This is a genomic window from Aldersonia sp. NBC_00410, assembly GCF_026342035.1.
GTDB lineage: Bacteria > Actinomycetota > Actinomycetes > Mycobacteriales > Mycobacteriaceae > Aldersonia.
The window spans coordinates 587,184-602,291 of record NZ_JAPENM010000001.1; the positions used below are offsets into that span (position 1 = coordinate 587,184).

General features: G+C 66.5%; 14 protein-coding genes and 1 tRNA gene. 2 read left to right on the plus strand and 13 right to left on the minus strand.

Annotated elements, in window-relative coordinates; translation table 11 throughout:
• Nucleotide 1 precedes the first annotated feature (1 nt).
• From OG921_RS02750 to OG921_RS02790, 9 genes are all read right to left on the minus strand, one after another.
• Nucleotides 2-1,927 (minus strand): ABC transporter ATP-binding protein, encoded by a 1,926-nt coding sequence (locus tag OG921_RS02750; protein ID WP_266110799.1) that lies wholly within the window; start codon nucleotides 1,925-1,927, stop codon nucleotides 2-4.
• Nucleotides 1,924-3,657: an ABC transporter ATP-binding protein gene (locus OG921_RS02755; RefSeq protein WP_266110800.1), complete on the minus strand. Its 1,734-nt coding sequence runs from the start codon at nucleotides 3,655-3,657 to the stop codon at nucleotides 1,924-1,926. The genes OG921_RS02750 and OG921_RS02755 overlap by 4 nt, the downstream gene beginning before the upstream one ends.
• A gap of 111 nt (nucleotides 3,658-3,768) precedes the next feature.
• The gene (locus OG921_RS02760; protein WP_266110801.1) at nucleotides 3,769-5,220 is read right to left on the minus strand and encodes a trypsin-like peptidase domain-containing protein; all 1,452 of its coding nucleotides are present in this window, start codon (nucleotides 5,218-5,220) and stop codon (nucleotides 3,769-3,771) included.
• A 157-nt stretch (nucleotides 5,221-5,377) separates the two neighbouring features.
• On the minus strand, nucleotides 5,378-5,773 hold the full coding sequence (locus OG921_RS02765; RefSeq protein WP_266110802.1) for a hypothetical protein: 396 nt from the start codon (nucleotides 5,771-5,773) through the stop codon (nucleotides 5,378-5,380).
• Nucleotides 5,774-5,799: 26 nt separating this feature from the next.
• Complete coding sequence (locus tag OG921_RS02770; RefSeq protein ID WP_266110803.1) at nucleotides 5,800-6,126, minus strand: type VII secretion target; 327 nt, start codon at nucleotides 6,124-6,126, stop codon at nucleotides 5,800-5,802.
• A 13-nt stretch (nucleotides 6,127-6,139) separates the two neighbouring features.
• Entirely contained in the window at nucleotides 6,140-7,387 is a 1,248-nt protein-coding gene (locus tag OG921_RS02775) for an amidase domain-containing protein (protein WP_266110804.1), read from the minus strand.
• 160 nt (nucleotides 7,388-7,547) lie between these two features.
• Nucleotides 7,548-9,824: an MMPL family transporter gene (locus OG921_RS02780; RefSeq protein WP_266110805.1), complete on the minus strand. Its 2,277-nt coding sequence runs from the start codon at nucleotides 9,822-9,824 to the stop codon at nucleotides 7,548-7,550.
• Nucleotides 9,825-9,887: 63 nt separating this feature from the next.
• On the minus strand, nucleotides 9,888-10,508 hold the full coding sequence (locus tag OG921_RS02785) for a TetR/AcrR family transcriptional regulator (protein ID WP_266110806.1): 621 nt from the start codon (nucleotides 10,506-10,508) through the stop codon (nucleotides 9,888-9,890).
• A 95-nt stretch (nucleotides 10,509-10,603) separates the two neighbouring features.
• Nucleotides 10,604-11,074, minus strand: coding sequence for an Rrf2 family transcriptional regulator (locus tag OG921_RS02790; protein WP_266111038.1), 471 nt, complete (start codon nucleotides 11,072-11,074; stop codon nucleotides 10,604-10,606).
• Nucleotides 11,075-11,215: 141 nt separating this feature from the next.
• Here OG921_RS02790 and OG921_RS02795 point away from each other — a divergent pair, with 141 nt between their 5' ends.
• On the plus strand, nucleotides 11,216-11,896 hold the full coding sequence (locus OG921_RS02795; RefSeq protein ID WP_266110807.1) for a hypothetical protein: 681 nt from the start codon (nucleotides 11,216-11,218) through the stop codon (nucleotides 11,894-11,896).
• A 332-nt stretch (nucleotides 11,897-12,228) separates the two neighbouring features.
• Here OG921_RS02795 and OG921_RS02800 read toward each other — a convergent pair.
• The 3 genes from OG921_RS02800 to OG921_RS02810 all read right to left on the minus strand — a co-directional run bounded on the left by OG921_RS02800 (nucleotide 12,229) and on the right by OG921_RS02810 (nucleotide 13,459).
• Nucleotides 12,229-12,319: transfer RNA gene (locus tag OG921_RS02800), tRNA-Ser, on the minus strand.
• Between the two features lie 88 nt (nucleotides 12,320-12,407).
• The gene (locus tag OG921_RS02805) at nucleotides 12,408-12,872 is read right to left on the minus strand and encodes a nucleoside deaminase (RefSeq protein WP_266111039.1); all 465 of its coding nucleotides are present in this window, start codon (nucleotides 12,870-12,872) and stop codon (nucleotides 12,408-12,410) included.
• A gap of 50 nt (nucleotides 12,873-12,922) precedes the next feature.
• Nucleotides 12,923-13,459, minus strand: coding sequence for a tRNA adenosine deaminase-associated protein (locus tag OG921_RS02810; RefSeq protein ID WP_266110808.1), 537 nt, complete (start codon nucleotides 13,457-13,459; stop codon nucleotides 12,923-12,925).
• Between the two features lie 57 nt (nucleotides 13,460-13,516).
• Here OG921_RS02810 and OG921_RS02815 point away from each other — a divergent pair, with 57 nt between their 5' ends.
• Nucleotides 13,517-14,464 carry a prephenate dehydrogenase gene (locus OG921_RS02815; RefSeq protein ID WP_266110809.1) on the plus strand — a complete coding sequence of 316 codons (948 nt, stop codon included), beginning with the start codon at nucleotides 13,517-13,519 and terminating at the stop codon, nucleotides 14,462-14,464.
• Nucleotides 14,465-14,480: 16 nt separating this feature from the next.
• On the opposite strand, the gene OG921_RS02820 is transcribed toward OG921_RS02815, so the two are convergent.
• A complete protein-coding gene (locus OG921_RS02820) occupies nucleotides 14,481-15,092 on the minus strand; it encodes a putative glycolipid-binding domain-containing protein (RefSeq protein WP_266110811.1) in 612 nt (203 codons plus the stop codon).
• Between the last annotated feature and the right edge of the window lie 16 nt (nucleotides 15,093-15,108).

A 15,108-nucleotide genomic window follows, 5' to 3' on the forward strand; every position in this document is an offset into this window, starting at 1 on the left:
GTCAGGCCTCGACCGCGGCACCGACGAACTGGGCGTGGTACAGCCGGTGGTACGCGCCGCGTGCCTCCAGCAACTCGGCATGCGTGCCCTGCTCGACGATCCGGCCACGTTCCATGACGAGAATCAGGTGCGCGTCCCGGATCGTGGAGAGCCGGTGGGCAATGACGAAACTCGTCCGGTCGCTGCGCAACGCCGCGGTGGCGTGCTGCACCAGAAGTTCGGTGCGGGTGTCCACCGAGCTCGTCGCCTCGTCGAGGATCAGGATCGACGGCTTGGCCAGGAACGCCCGCGCGATCGTGATGAGCTGCTTCTCCCCGGCGCTGACGCCGGAACCCTCCTCGTCGATCACCGTGTCGTAGCCCCGGGGCAGCGAGTGCACGAACCGGTCGACGTAGGCCGCCCGCGCGGCTTCGAGGATCTCCGCCTCGGACGCGTGCGGGTTGCCGTAGGCGATGTTCTCCTTGATCGTGCCGCCGAACAGCCAGGTGTCCTGCAGCACCATGCCCATGCGGGCACGCAGATGATCACGGGTCATCGCATCGATCGGCACACCGTCGACGCTGATCGTGCCCGAATCCACCTCGTAGAAACGCATCAGCAGGTTCACCAGCGTCGTCTTGCCCGCCCCGGTCGGGCCGACGATCGCGACCATGTTCCCGGGCTCCGCGACCAGCGACAGGTCTTCGATGAGCGGCGTTTCCGCGATGTACCGGAACGACACCCGGTCGAACTCGACCCGCCCGAGATCCGCGGCCGACCGCAAGTCGCGAACCGGGTCGGGAGTTTGCTCCTCGGCATCGAGCAGCTCGAAGATTCGTTCCGCCGAGGCGACGGCCGACTGCAACAGGTTGATCAACGACGCGATCTGGGTGAGCGGTTGGGTGAACTGGCGCGAGTACTGGATGAAGGCCTGCACCTCGCCGAGCGACAGCGAGCCGGACGCGACGCGTAGGCCACCGACGACGGCGACGAGCACATAGTTGATATTGCCGAGGAACATCACCGTCGGCATGATCAGCCCGGAGATGAACTGGGCGCGGAAACTTGCCTCGTAGAGCTGGTCGTTGCGTTCGTCGAACGCACGCTCCACCTCGGGGCCGCGACCGAACGCCTGGATCAGCTCGTGCCCGGTGTAGGCCTCCTCGATCTGCGCGTTGACGCCACCGGTGTACTTCCACTGGTTGATGAAATGCGGCTTGGATCGTTTGGCGATCTGCGCGGTCGCGAAGATCACCACGGGCACGGTCAGGATCGCGATCAGCGCCAGCAGCGGCGAGATCCACAGCATCATGCCGAGAATGCCGATCACCGAGAGCAGCGACATCAGCATCTGGCTGATCGACTGCTGCAGGCCGGTCGACATGTTGTCGACGTCGTTGGTGACCCGACTGAGCACGTCACCGCGTGCCGACTTGTCGAAGTAGCTCAACGGCAGCCGGTGGATCTTCGCCTCGACATCGCTGCGGATCCGGCGGATCGTGCGCTGGATGACGAAGTTGAGCAGGTAACCCTGCAACCAGCTGAACACTGCCGAGCCCAGATACAGCGCGAGCGCGATCATCAGGATCCGGCCGACCTCGTCGAAGTCAATGCCGACCCCGGGCACCACATCCATGCTCGACAACATGTCGGCGAGTGTGTTCTGCCCATCGGCGCGGAGGCCGTCGACTGCCTGTTCCTTGGAAATTCCCGCCGGCAGCTGGTTGCCGACCACGCCGTCGAAGATCACATTGGTGGCTTTGCCGAGCAGGTACGGGCCGAGGATGGTGAGCACGACGCTGATCACGGCGAGCACCATGATCAGGACCACCAAGATCCGCTCGGGCTCCAGCTGCCGCAGCAGCCGCAGCACGGACGGCTTGAACGACTTCGCCTTGGTTCCGGGCGCGCCTGGCATCGCGCCGGGCGCCATCCCTGGGCGGGTCATCGGGCATCCTCCGCGGCGAGCTGGGAATCAACGATCTCGGCGTAGGTCGGGCAGTCCGCGACCAACTCGTCGTGGGTACCGCGCCCCACCACCGCACCGTCGTCGAGAACCACGATCTGATCGGCCTCGCGGATCGTGGAAACGCGCTGCGCGACGATGATCACGCAGGCATCCGACGTCACCGGCGCGAGCGCATGCCGCAGCCTTGCGTCGGTCGCCAGGTCGAGCGCGGAGAACGAGTCATCGAACAGGTAGACCTTGGGCTTCTTCACCAGGGCACGGGCGATGGCGAGCCGTTGCCGTTGCCCGCCCGATACGGTCGTGCCGCCCTGCGCGACCGGCGTCTCCAGGCCTTGCGGCATTTCCCGCACGAAGTCGGCGGCCTGCGCGATGTCGAGACATCGCCACAGGTCGTCGTCGGTGGCGTCCGGGTTGCCGTAGCGCAGGTTGCTCGCGACCGTGCCCGAGAACAGGTACGGCTTCTGCGGGATGATGCCGATCTGCGATCGCAGCAGGTCCGGATCGAGCTTGCGGACATCGGTTCCACCGACGAACACCGCGCCCGAGGTCGCGTCGACGAGCCGCGGAATCAAGTTCAGCAGCGTGCTCTTGCCCGATCCCGTGGCACCGATGATCGCCGTGGTCTTGCCCGGCTCGGCCCGGAAATCGATCGAGAAGAGCACCGGCTCATCCGCGCCGGGATAGCTGAACTCGGCACCGCGCAACTCGACGAGGCCCGGATCGTCGACGAACGGTTCGGGACGTTCGGGCGGCACCACCGAGGACTCGGTGTCGAGCACCTCGGCGATGCGCTCGGCACAGACCGACGCGCGGGGCGCCATCATGGCCAGGAACGAAGCCATCATCACCGACATCAGGATCTGCATGATGTAGCTGAGCATCGCGGTGAGCGAACCGATTTCCATCGTCCCGGAATTCACCTCGTGCCCGCCGAACCAGATCACCGCGACGCTGGTGATATTGCTGATCAGCATGACCGTCGGGAACATCAGCGCCGCAAGCTTGCCCACCCGCAACGCGGCGTCGGTGAGTTCGTGATTCGCGACGCCGAAGCGCCAGACCTCCTCGCGCTCGCGCACGAAAGCGCGCACCACGCGGATACCGGTGATCTGCTCGCGAAGCACGCGGTTGACCGCGTCGAGCTTGGACTGCATCATCCGGAAACCGGGCACCATGCGGGCGATGATGAGCGACATCGCCAGACCAAGCGCGGGCACTGCTACGACGAGGATCCAGGACAGCCCGAGATCCTCGCGCAAGGCCATCACGATGCCGCCGACGCACATGATCGGCGCCATCACGAGGATCGTGCAGCTCATCACGATGAGCAGCTGCACCTGCTGCACGTCGTTGGTGTTGCGGGTGATCAGCGACGGTGCGCCGAAGTAGCCGACCTCGCGAGCCGAGAACGTGCCGACCCGGTGCAGCAGTGCGCCGCGCACATCCCGGCCGGCGGCCATCGCGGCCTTCGCGCCGAGGAACACCGACGCCGACGAGCAGACGATCTGGACGAACGACACCGCGAGCATCCACAACCCGGTGTTCCAGATGTACCCGATATTGCCCTTGGTGACGCCGTTGTCGATGATGTCGGCGTTCAGGCTCGGCAGATACAGCGACGCCATCACAGCGACGAGCTGCAACAGAACAACCCCCACCAACTGTTTGCGGTAGGGGTAGAGATACGTGCGGAGCAGCCTGATCAACATGGTGATCGCAGACTACCTGCGAGGGCAGACCGACTTTCCCCGGACATTGCCCACGGCTCGGCGCGGGAGTCCGGTGATGGTTCACCGGCTCCCGCGCCGTCGCGGACGTGTCTAGTGCTCGTGCCCGCAGCCGCGGCAGAACCGGTCGGTCGACGCAGCCTTGGCTCCGCACGCCGCGCAGTATCTCGACGGCGCGGTCGGTCGATCGAGCGTCGCCACCCCGGTCGTTGACTCGGCACCGGCCTGCCCAGGCTCCGGGGACGCCGCGTGCATCGGCGGAGCGAGCATGGTCAGCGGTTCGTCGTCGGCCCGCGGTGTGATGGCCGGATCCGGCGCCGCCGGTGCGGTCGCGGGGCGCCGGCGCTTGCGCACCAGGAGCAGTGCCAGTCCCATTGCCACCATCGCGGCCAGTGCCCCGCCGCCGATCAGGTACCACAGGTGGTCGTCGGATTTCGGAACACCCCAATCGCCGTACTTGTCGCGCAGTTGGGTCGCGTCCGTTTTCAACTCGGGCGCCTTGGCGTGCTCGGGCGCCAACGCCAGGACCTTGTCGAAATCGGCGATCGCATCGGTGTACCGGCCGGCGTAGAGCGCGTCGAGTCCGTCGCGGAAGGTCGTGTCGACCGGGCCGAGTACGGAATCGACACCGTTGCGATCGAGCAGTTCGGTCAGACCCGAGCTGGGTGCGATGAAATTGAACGGCTGAGACTCACCAGCAATGGTGAAGCTGTTGACGCCGAGCACCTTTCCCGCGGTGTCGACGGTGGGTCCGCCACTCATCCCCGGTGACACCGCGGCACTGATCTCGTAAACCGGCACACTGCCCTGGGTTTTCTTCGAACTGATCGCACCTTCCTTGTTCGACGGTTCGGCGGACTGGTCGGTGACGAGGTCGGTGCTGGCCGGGTAGCCCACCGCCAGCACCTGATCGCCAACCTGCACGTCCGGATCGGTGGCGAGGTCGGTCGACGGCATATCGGCCGCGTCGACCTTCACCAGGGCGACGTCGCCCTTGCCGAGCGGACGGAAGTCGACCACCCGGGCCGGCAGTGCAGCGGCATTGGGATCTCCACCCGGATGCACGCCGATCTGCACGTCGAGCGGGGAACCGGGGGTGAAACCCTCTACCCGCCAGTTCATTACGCCGAAATTGTAAAAGTCCTCGGCCGATACCCCTGGCCGGCTCGCGCTCGCCTCGAGTGCCGCATGCTGGATGAAATCGTCACGGAACCCTTCGGGACCGGAATCCACGCAGTGCCCCGCGGTGGCCACCCAGCCGTCCGGGTTCACCACGAATCCCGAGCAGGTGGCTTCCATCTCGTACGGGTTGCCCTGGTTGAAGATATTGCCCTGCTCATCGAAAACGTATCCGGTGATGTGCATTTCGAGCGATACGATCGCCGGCCGGATCAGTGCGGCGGCCCGCTCCAGCTGATTGGGCGCCTGCAAACCGTCTGGCGCCGTGCCGGATTCGTCGGCGCTACATGCGGTTCCGGCACCCGCCGCCAGCAGAGACAGGGCGGCCAGCGCTGCGATCCTGGTTCGCGACCGACGTCTGGACATGGGAACTCCTCGGGGGTGCGCGGCATCTCGCCGACTGCGCGGCCGACTTTCGACCTGCCAATATGGTCGGCGACCGGCGGGGTGTGCGGCTACGACCCCAAGGTGGCTATTGCCCTCCCCCTACACGCGCAAAGCGTTGTTCTCGTCCCGGGAGAGGTCAGAGCCCGGTCTCGCACGGGGACACATCCGCGCGCGCGTTCTGATCCGGATTTGTGATCGCCAAAGGCGTGACCACCACATAGAACAGCGCGATCAGCGCCAGCGGGATTCCGATCACGAACACCGCCCAGCGCCATCTCCGGCCTGTGCCGAGGGTGAAGAGTGCGATCACGACCGCGATGAGGGTCACTACCGACGCGGCGACAAGTACCCATATCCACACGTCGGCGGATCCAGGGATCGGCAACATCGGCTGGCATTGCGTGTCGAGCAATCGCTGCCATCGGTTCTCGAGGACCCGGTCGTAGGCGACCGCCGACCAGACGAGCAGTCCGAAGGCGAGTACGCCAACGACAGCCGCGAAAAGACCGACTCGCCGGCGGGTAGATGCCATCTCCGGCCGAATCAGTTCTCGCCGACTCATTTCAGGCCGTCCAGGGCGGTGACGATCCGAGACAGCGCCTCGGCGTTCCGGCCATCGACGGCCGCATAGTTCTGAGCCGCCACCACGATCTTGTCCCCCATGGTTTTCAGCGAATCCAACGCGTCGTTCATCTCTCGTTCGAACGAGGCCATAAATTCGACGAGCGCCGGTCCGGTCCGCCAGCCCGGGTTGCCATCGGCGGCGGCTTGGCCACTGTCGAACCGGCCCGCAACCGCTGCCTTGGCATCGCTCGCACCCGTGGTGACCGCCGCGCCGCTACCCGCCACGTCTTCGGGCCGGATATCCACATTCGGTGCGCTCATCGGACTCGTCCCCTCACCATGACTGCTTCGGTCGAACCACGAACACGTTCTGGTCACCCTCGGCCTGTTCACCCATCGGAAGGCGTCCCTGCAAACTCAGGTTCTGGGCCGACGGACTGTGTTGGGTGTAAAGCACTTCCCCGTTGGGCAGAACGGCCGTCACAACGGCGGCATGATGCGCCTCACCGGAATTCGCGTGCTCCCAATAGACGACGTCACCGGGCCGCGCATTGGCGACGCCCACGTCCTCACCACCGTTGTCGAGCAGGAAGTTCTTCTGCGCCTCGGCGTACGTCCATGAGTCGGTATGCGACAAGCCTTCGAGTGAGCCGGGACCGGGCCAATCCAGGTCCCAGCCCCAGTCACCGGCCTTGCTACGACCCCATCCGTCATCGTCCGTGGTGAACGTCCCCTTCTCGTCGAGACCCGCACCGAGCAGCGCATTGGAAACAAAATTTGCGCAGTTGTTGTCGAAGATATCGATCGATTGGTCGTCCCAATGTTCCTTGGCATACCGCACCATCTCGAGTGCGTCATACCCGCGATTGCCCCGGAGTCCGTCGACGACGTCCTTGGGAATCCCGTCGAGACCGGCGAGTTCCACAGGAACGGCGCGTTTGAATTGGGTTCGCTCTTCGGGCGTCAGCGCATCCCACCACCGTCGCACCGCCTTCGGCGACTGCCCATCCGGCAAAGCGTCGCGGATCATGTCGAGTGCATCCTGGTTGGCCTGCGCCTGCCGCTTGCGGGCATCGTCGGTGCTGATGATGTCCGGGTCTACCGCCAGCCGACCGAGGGCGGAGACACCCTCGTCGTCCGCACCTGTCGCGGCATCCAACGCGTCACCGATCATCGCGGAAACGTCCCGCAGCCGCTGGGCGCTGAGCGGATCGTCCTCGAACTCCGGCAGGATCGTCGCGGTCCCCTTCTCGTCGACACCGATCCCGACCGACGCCGCGTAGTCGAGCGCTACGGTCAACTCCTTCTGCGCGAGACGTGCAGCGTTTTCCAGCGTGTCCATCGCCGTCGTCGCGCCGCGCAGGAGCACACCCATGGTGTCGAGTTTCTGCGTAACTGCGATCAGGTCGGCACGGACCATCTGCCCCAATTCGTCGGGCCAGCTGTCGGCAAGCTTGCTCGCGCCGTTCGCATGAATGGCGGCGGCAGCCTGCTCCGCCTCCTTTGCCGCGGCGAGCATGTCGTCGGCAGCCGCCTGCCACGAGGCGGGCGTCGCACCGCGCAACTCACCGAAACCAACCATGGTTCCCCCCAAGTCCGGTCGGCTTGGCAGTGTAGCCGGATCCAGGACGTCGATGCGCTCGGCAGCCGGCCAAATGCACCGAGCGCCCACTTTCGAGCGGTTCGGATTCCGCCGAAACTCGAAAAGTGGGCGCTCAGGCTACTGCTTCAGAAGGACCGAACTACCTAGCCGGCTCCAGCTCCCGATGCTCTTCGCGCGGGTACCGCTGTTCGAGCTTGGCACCCTCGACGTCGACGTTGGGCAGGATGCGATCCAGCCACTTCGGCAGCCACCAGGCCTTGTCGCCGAGCAGTGCCATCACCGACGGGATGATCACCATCCGCACCACGAACGCGTCGAAGAACACCGCCGCGGCGAGCGCGAAGCCCATCGCCTTGATGAACGAGTCCGGTTCGGCCATGAACGCCCCGAACACCGAAATCATGATCACTGCCGCGGCCGTGACGACTCGGGCGCCGTGGCCGAAGCCGGAGACCACCGCGTCCTTGGCGGACATGCCGTGGGTGTATTCCTCACGCATCCGGCTGACCAGGAACACCTGATAATCCATCGCCAACCCGAACACCACACCGATCAGGAAGATCGGCATGAAGCTCACGATCGGCTGCGGGTTGCCGATCAGGCCGCCCCAACCCTGCTGGAAGATCGCGACCGTCGCGCCGAACGTCGCGACGACGCTGAGCAAGAATCCGAGGGTCGCGGTGAGCGGCACCAAGATCGACCGGAACACCAGCATGAGCAGCAGGAACGCGAGGCCGACCACCACGAGCAGGTACGGCAACAGGGCGTCCTGCAAGGTCTTGGAGATGTCGATCTCCATCGCGGTCTGCCCGGTGACGCCGTAGGTGAGGGCGTAGTCCGACTGCAGCGCGCCTTCGGCGTCACGCAGGTTCTGGACCAGATCCTTGGTTTCGTCCGAGGTGGCCCCACTCTGCGGGGTGACCATGATCTGGGCGGTGTCGCCTGCGTTGTTCACGCCGACGATCTGTGCGTTCGCGACATCCGACTGGGCGTCGACGGTCTCGAGCACCTTGCCGAACGCTTCCTGCGCAGGCACTGTCGCGTGCTGCGCGTCCACCACGACGAGCAGCGGGGCGTTCTTACCCGGGCCGAAGCCTTCGTCGACCAGGTCGTAGGCCTGGCGCGAACTCGTGCCCGGCTCCGCGGTCGCGTCGTTGGGCAGTGCGAGCGACAGCTTCATCGCCGGGATGGCGAGCAGGCCGAGCAGCACCACTCCCGCGATGAGGAACAGCGCGGGCTTGCGGGTGACGGTGCGCGCATACCGCTGTGCGGCATTCGGCTTGGCATCGGCGGCCTCGAAGTCGCGTGACTTCACGAACGGCACTTTGCCCGCGAACGCCTTGGCGCCGAACAGTCCGAGGATCGCCGGCAGCAGGGTGAGCGCGATGAGCACCGCGATGAGCACGGTGAAGGCCGCGGCCGCGCCCATGTCGGACAGGAACGGGATGCCGACCACCCGCAACGCGATGAGCGCGATGATGACGGTGAGTCCGGCGAACACGACAGCCGATCCCGCGGTACCGACGGCCCGACCGGCGGCCTCGGCGCGATCGTCGTTGACGGTGATCTCATGTCGGTAGCGCGAGACGATGAACAGTGAATAGTCGATGGCGACCGCGAGACCGATCATGATCGCCAGCGTCGGCGTCATCGCACTCAGCTGGAAGAATCCGGTCGCGATCGTGATGCCCATACTGCCGATGGCGACGCCGATGATCGCCGTGATCAGCGGCAGGCCGGCGGCCACAAGCGAGCCGAAGGTGATCATCAGAACCACTGCGGCAACACCGATACCGACCAGCTCGGTGGCGCCCCCCGGCGCGGACTGCGCCTTGGCGGCGGTGCCATTCGCTTCAACCGTCAGACCCGCGTCGCGTCCCGACTGCACCGCTGCGCCGATCGAGGAGACGAGTTCGTCGGTGACGGCGGCGGCGTCACCGGTGATCGGCACGTCGACATACCCGACGGTGTGATCCGCGTTGAGCGGCGACAACGCTTTCGCGTCCTCGAGCGCACGGCCGGCGAGCGTGGCCGTAAGTGTCGAGTCCGCCGCCACCGGGTTGACCAACGCGTTGCGCGCCTCGTCCTTCACCTGCGGGATATCCCGAATCTTCGCCAGCACGCCGTCCATCGCGGCCTGGTTCTGCGCCGAATCCAGCGCCTGTCCGTCCGGCGCCGCGAAAACCAGGCGCGCACTGAGCGAATTGAGCGGGTCCGCGGCGGTCGGGAACCGCGCCTTCATCAGGTCCTGAGCCTGCTGCGCCGGTGTACCGGGAATGGAGAACGATTCACTGGTCGGACCCGCGAGCGTGGCCGCGCCGATACCGAAGAGCACGAGCAGCGCGATCCAGATCGACAGCACTACGCCCTTTTTGCGATAGGCGAATCTGCCGATTCGGTACAGATAAGTAGCCACAATTCGTCCTAAGGGTTTCGCCTCTGTCGAGGCGTCGAGCGGATACGACACGGGGCCGGAAGATCAGCTCCGGTGCGACATCAACGTCGCGGGTTGCGGGAATCCGTTCCGGACCAACGCAAAAGCTTCGGTCACCAACTGCTGTGGCGACCGGTCACCGGCATTCCCACTGACCGCGAGTTCCAAAACGGTCTTCATGGTGCCGCCGACTGCTACTTGAATGAGATTGGGATACAGGTCACGGTCGATGTTCGTACCGGTGCGCTCGGCGATGACCTCACCGAACATCCGAGAGACGTTGTCCTGCACGTGCTTCGCCATCAATGCCGGCGTCTCCTCGAGCAGGCGCGGCACCGCGCACATCTCCTCGAGCTCGCCGAGTGGAGCCGAAACGACCTCGTGCGCAATATATTCGAACGAATCCAAAATCGGCTCATCGGCCGGTCGATTACGCAGCATCTCGACCCAGCCTTGGATCTCGAGTTCGATCTCGTGGAGTACCGCCTCCTCCTTGGAGGCGAAGTAATTGTGAAAGGTGCGTGTCGAGACACCCGCTTCCGCAGCGATCGCCTCGGAGGTCACCGATTCGAGACCGAACTCCTTGGCCAGCCGAACCGCCGCACCGCTGAGGGCCGCGCGCGTGGCGGCCTTCTTGCGATCGCGGAGTCCGAGTGCGCTGGTCATAGGCATCAGCGTACCGATCTTGCAGGACCGTGCAAATTTGCAGAGGCCTGCAAAAATGTGCGTTCCGTTACAGCCGGTGGCGTGCGTGGCGCCGATCACTCACCTTCGGGCTCCCTGCGCCGCCAGGCCCCCGGATCGGCCGTGAGGTCGGTCACGAATGCGGGCAGACTGTCGTTCGCGACATCGGCGACGCTCACCTGCTCCAGCACCGAGCGCAAGTTGACGCGCACAGCAATCCAAACCTGTTGCAGCGGAACCGCGGCGCCCGAGTAGGTCACGTCTTCGGGCCGTTCGCCGCGGACCGATGCGAGCGGACCCTCGGCAGTACGGATGACGTCGGCGATGCTGATCTCCGATGCCGGGCGGGCCAGCCAGTACCCACCGTCCGGTCCGCGCCGACTGCACACCAGTCCGCCGTGGCGAAGGTCGGCGAGCACCGCCTCGAGGAACTTGGGTGCAAGATCGGCCGCCTTGGCCAGCGCGTCGGCCTTCAGTGGCGCGCCGCCCTCCCTGGCCAACTCCGCCAACGCCCGCACCGCGCAATCGGCTCTCGCGGTGATGTGCACCGACACGGTCCTTTCCCCTGCCACAACGAACTCCGACGCGATGAAGCGTCTCATTATCGCCCGCAGTCTGTGCCACAGGTGAAACGCAGGCACGTTCCGAACCGACTACGCCAAGGAGCCTTAGCAGCGAGAGGGGCATTCGTGACCAGCTATATCGGCGAGCCCGCCGAGCCCGCCACCGCTGTTCCCTCGCCGAAGCGCGCGTGGGCGATTGCCGGCGCCTTGGCCGGACTGCTCGGCGTGATCGGGATCCAAGTGAGCGGCACGATCGACGCGGCGTACGACACCGACCGCGCGGGCGACGCGACGGCGATCATGTCCGCGCTTGCCGAGCAGCGCACCGCGCTCATCGTGGAGCACGTCCTCCTGTCGCTGTCGGCACTGCTCCTGCTCGTCTTCGCCGCAGGCCTGTACCGGCACCTCGTCGACCGACTGCCCGACGGCAGCATGCTGCCCGCCCTCGCCGCATTCGGCATGGTCGCCACCACCGCCGTCGTTCTCGTTGGTACGGGCCTGACCACCGAGATCGTGTTCGGTCTCGCCCGGCCCGAGGAGCTCGTCCCGGAGTTCGCCGTGGTCGCGGCGCACTGGGTCGGGACGCTGCCGTGGGTATGGGCGGCGACCGGGGTGAGCGCGCTCGCGGTCGCCGTCGCGACGCTGCGGCACCACGCCGAGGCCGCCTGGCTCGGTTGGCTTTCGGCCGCGCTCGGTGTCCTGACCGCGGGCCTCGGCATCTCGCCGCTGCAGTACCTGGCCGGACTCACCGGGCCGCTGTGGGTGCTGGTAACCGGTGTGACGCTGGCAGTGACGCGGGACCGCTGAGGCACCAATCTGTTCGTGAATGGATGAGCCCCCGCCTGCGTCCGTGGCTGTGGTGTCCCCAGACGCTCGGGTGGTCGGACAAGTATCCGTTTTGATGTAACGAAACGCGGGATTTTCAGATCTATCCACTGTCGGTCGGCATCCCCCCGATTTGTCGACCTGACGGCTACACGGCCTGCCCTCACCCCCCTGAGAGGGCAGGCCGTTTCCGTGTGTCAGCGACTGTCGAGGTTCGCGGAGGCACCGATCAGGCCACCTGGTTGGACTCAGCGTGGCCGCCACGGCCCGCAATTGGAAAAAGCCCCCCGCCTGCAACTACAGGCGGGGGGCTCTGGCGGTGGCGGAGGGATTTGAACCCTCGGACGGGGGTTACCCGTCACACGCTTTCGAGGCGTGCTCCTTAGGCCGCTCGGACACGCCACCGCCGGTGACTTTACCGGAGTGCCAGCCCAGAACCGAAATCGCGACCTACAAACGGTTCGGCGCGAGAGCGTGCCCGGAAGGGTCGCGATCAGCGATCGGTTGGCCGCTGACTGCCTGCGGCGCGCTGGCCTGCGAAGAAGCGTTCGAGAAGTGCGCTGCATTCGTCGGCGAGAATCCCGCCGCGTACTTGGGGCCGGTGGTTGAGTCTGCGGTCGCGCACGACATCCCAGAGCGAGCCCACGGCACCGGTCTTGGGTTCCCAGGCGCCGAAGACCACCCGGTCGACCCGGGCGAGCACCGCAGCACCGGCGCACATCGTGCAGGGTTCGACGGTCACTGCGAGCGTCGTGCCGACGAGCCGCCAGCCGTCGCCGAGCGCACGCGCCGCCGCACGCAGGGCGAGGACTTCGGCGTGCGCGGTCGGATCGCCGTCGGCTTCGCGCGCATTGACGGCTCTGGCCAGTTCGGCACCGGACGCATCGAACACGACCGCACCGATCGGGACGTCTCGTGGACCGGCGGTGCGCGCGGCGGACAAGGCCGCGCGAATCATCGCCTCGTCGTCGATGGCCCTGTCGTCAACCGCGCCGCCCACCGGCTCGGTCAGCGCGGCAGCTTGTCGAGCACCGCGGACAGCTCGTTGGCGAAACCGAGGCGCCCGGCGATCATGCCGAGCTGCTCGTCCGGGTACAGATCGGTCTCGGCGACGATGACACTGAGCACCGGTTCGGGCAGACCGAGATCGGACAGCACACCAAGGTCTCCCTCCTCCCACGGCTCGACATCGTCGAGTTCGTCCGGGTCGATGTCGGGAATCTCGACGTTCAACGCGTCGAGCACGTCCGCGGCGATGTCGTAGTCGATCGCCGCGGTCGCGTCCGACAGCAACAATCGGGTGCCGGACGGCGCGGGCCGCACGACGACGAAGAACTCGTCATCGACGTCGAGCAGCCCGAACACCGCACCAGAACTACGCAGTTCGCGTAGCTCGGTTTCGGCGGTCGCGAGGTTGGTAAGCGCGCCATGGTTCAGCGGGGAGCAGCGCCACTTGCCCTCCTCGCGGACCACGGCGACTGCGAAACCCTCGAGGTCGTCGTCCTGGATGGACGGCACCTGGTTCGTGCTCGCGCGTTGTGCCATGGCGCAAACGGTAGTCCGTGGACACTGCTTTAACGAAGTCTGTGCCAATCTGTTCGGGTGTCGGAGCGATCGAAAACTGCTGTCTGCGTGCTCGGACTCGGGCTGATCGGTGGGTCGCTGCTGCGCGCAGCGACCGCGGCCGGGCGCACCGCCTGGGGGTACAACAGGTCATCGGAAGCCGTGGACGCGGCGCGCGCCGAGGGTTTCGACGCCGGTACCGACCTCGCGGCCGCCCTCGCCAGGGCCGCAGCGACGGACGCGCTGATTGTGGTGGCCGTGCCGATGCCCGCCGTCGAAGCGATCCTCGGCGCGGTCGCGGAGCACGCTGCGGGTTGCCCGCTGACCGATGTGGTGAGCGTGAAGGCACCGGTGCTCGCCGCGGTGCGCAGGCACGAACTCGGCGCGCGTTATGTGGGCGGGCATCCGATGGCGGGCACCGCGGAATCGGGCTGGTCGGCATCCTTCGCGGAACTGTTCGAGAACGCCGTGTGGGTGGTTGGCGCCGAGGACGACTCGGACCCGCAGGTGTGGGCTGCCGTGGCCGGCCTCGCGCTGGAGTGCGGCGCCGTCGTCGTCCCGGCCGAGGCGGGCGAGCACGACGACGCCGCCGCCCGAATTTCGCATCTCCCCCATCTGCTCGCGGAGGCGCTGGCCATCGCCGGTGCGACCGGCGGTGATCTCGCCCTGAGCTTGGCGGCCGGTTCGTTCCGCGACGGCACCCGGGTGGCCGGCACCGCGCCCGAGTTGGTCCGCGCGATGTGCGAGGCGAACGCCGACGCGCTGCTCGCGGCGCTGGACGAAACCCTGGAGGTACTGAACGCGGCGCGCCTTCAGCTCGCAGAACAGCGTTCCACCGTCGACCTCGTGTCCGTCGGGTACACCGCGCGACGGCGGTACGAAGGCACCGGGCGGACCGAGATCACTGGAATCGCGCCGGGTGCTCCCGGTTGGGTTCAGCAGTTGCGTGAAGCGGGTCGCGCCGGCGGCGTGCTGCGCTCACTGTGACCGGTGTAATCCCTGGTCAGATGCGCTCGGCGAGCCCGGGGTAGTCGAGCACGAACCCGTGCTTGTCGACCGACAGGGTGGCGCTCGAGACCGGAGAAATCACGCTGATGCCGTCACTGCCGCTGCTATAGGTGAGCGAGGCTTCCCGCACTGTGAGGTCGGGCAGGCTGACGTAGGCAACCGGGACTTCCACGTCGACCGACTCGGCGTGCAGTCCGAGACGACGGATCGGCAGCGTGTTGAAGAACGGGCTGAGCACCACGTCCACCTCGACCGCACCGCCGAAGGTGGAGCGCAGGGAGTTGGTGCCGTCCTCGACCGTCCAGTAGCTGTCTTCGTCGCGGCTGATCGATTTCTGCCGCGTACCGCTCGCGACGAGCGCGCGCAGCGACAGGCGCGTGACCGTGCCCGCCTCGTCGGTCGCGAGGTCGTAGGACGCACTGAAGGCCGGGTGCTCGGCGCAGTCGGCACCGATGATCCGCCCGGACGCCCGGATCCTGTTTCCGCTCAGTTGCACCCGCACGGACTCCATGCGGGGCACGCCGTGGGCGCGCCACGTCAGGATCCGAGGCCACGCCGACGCAGTCGGGGCCGCGGCTTGTGCCGTACCTGAAGCTGGCTTGCTCACCCGTCTACGGTAAGCG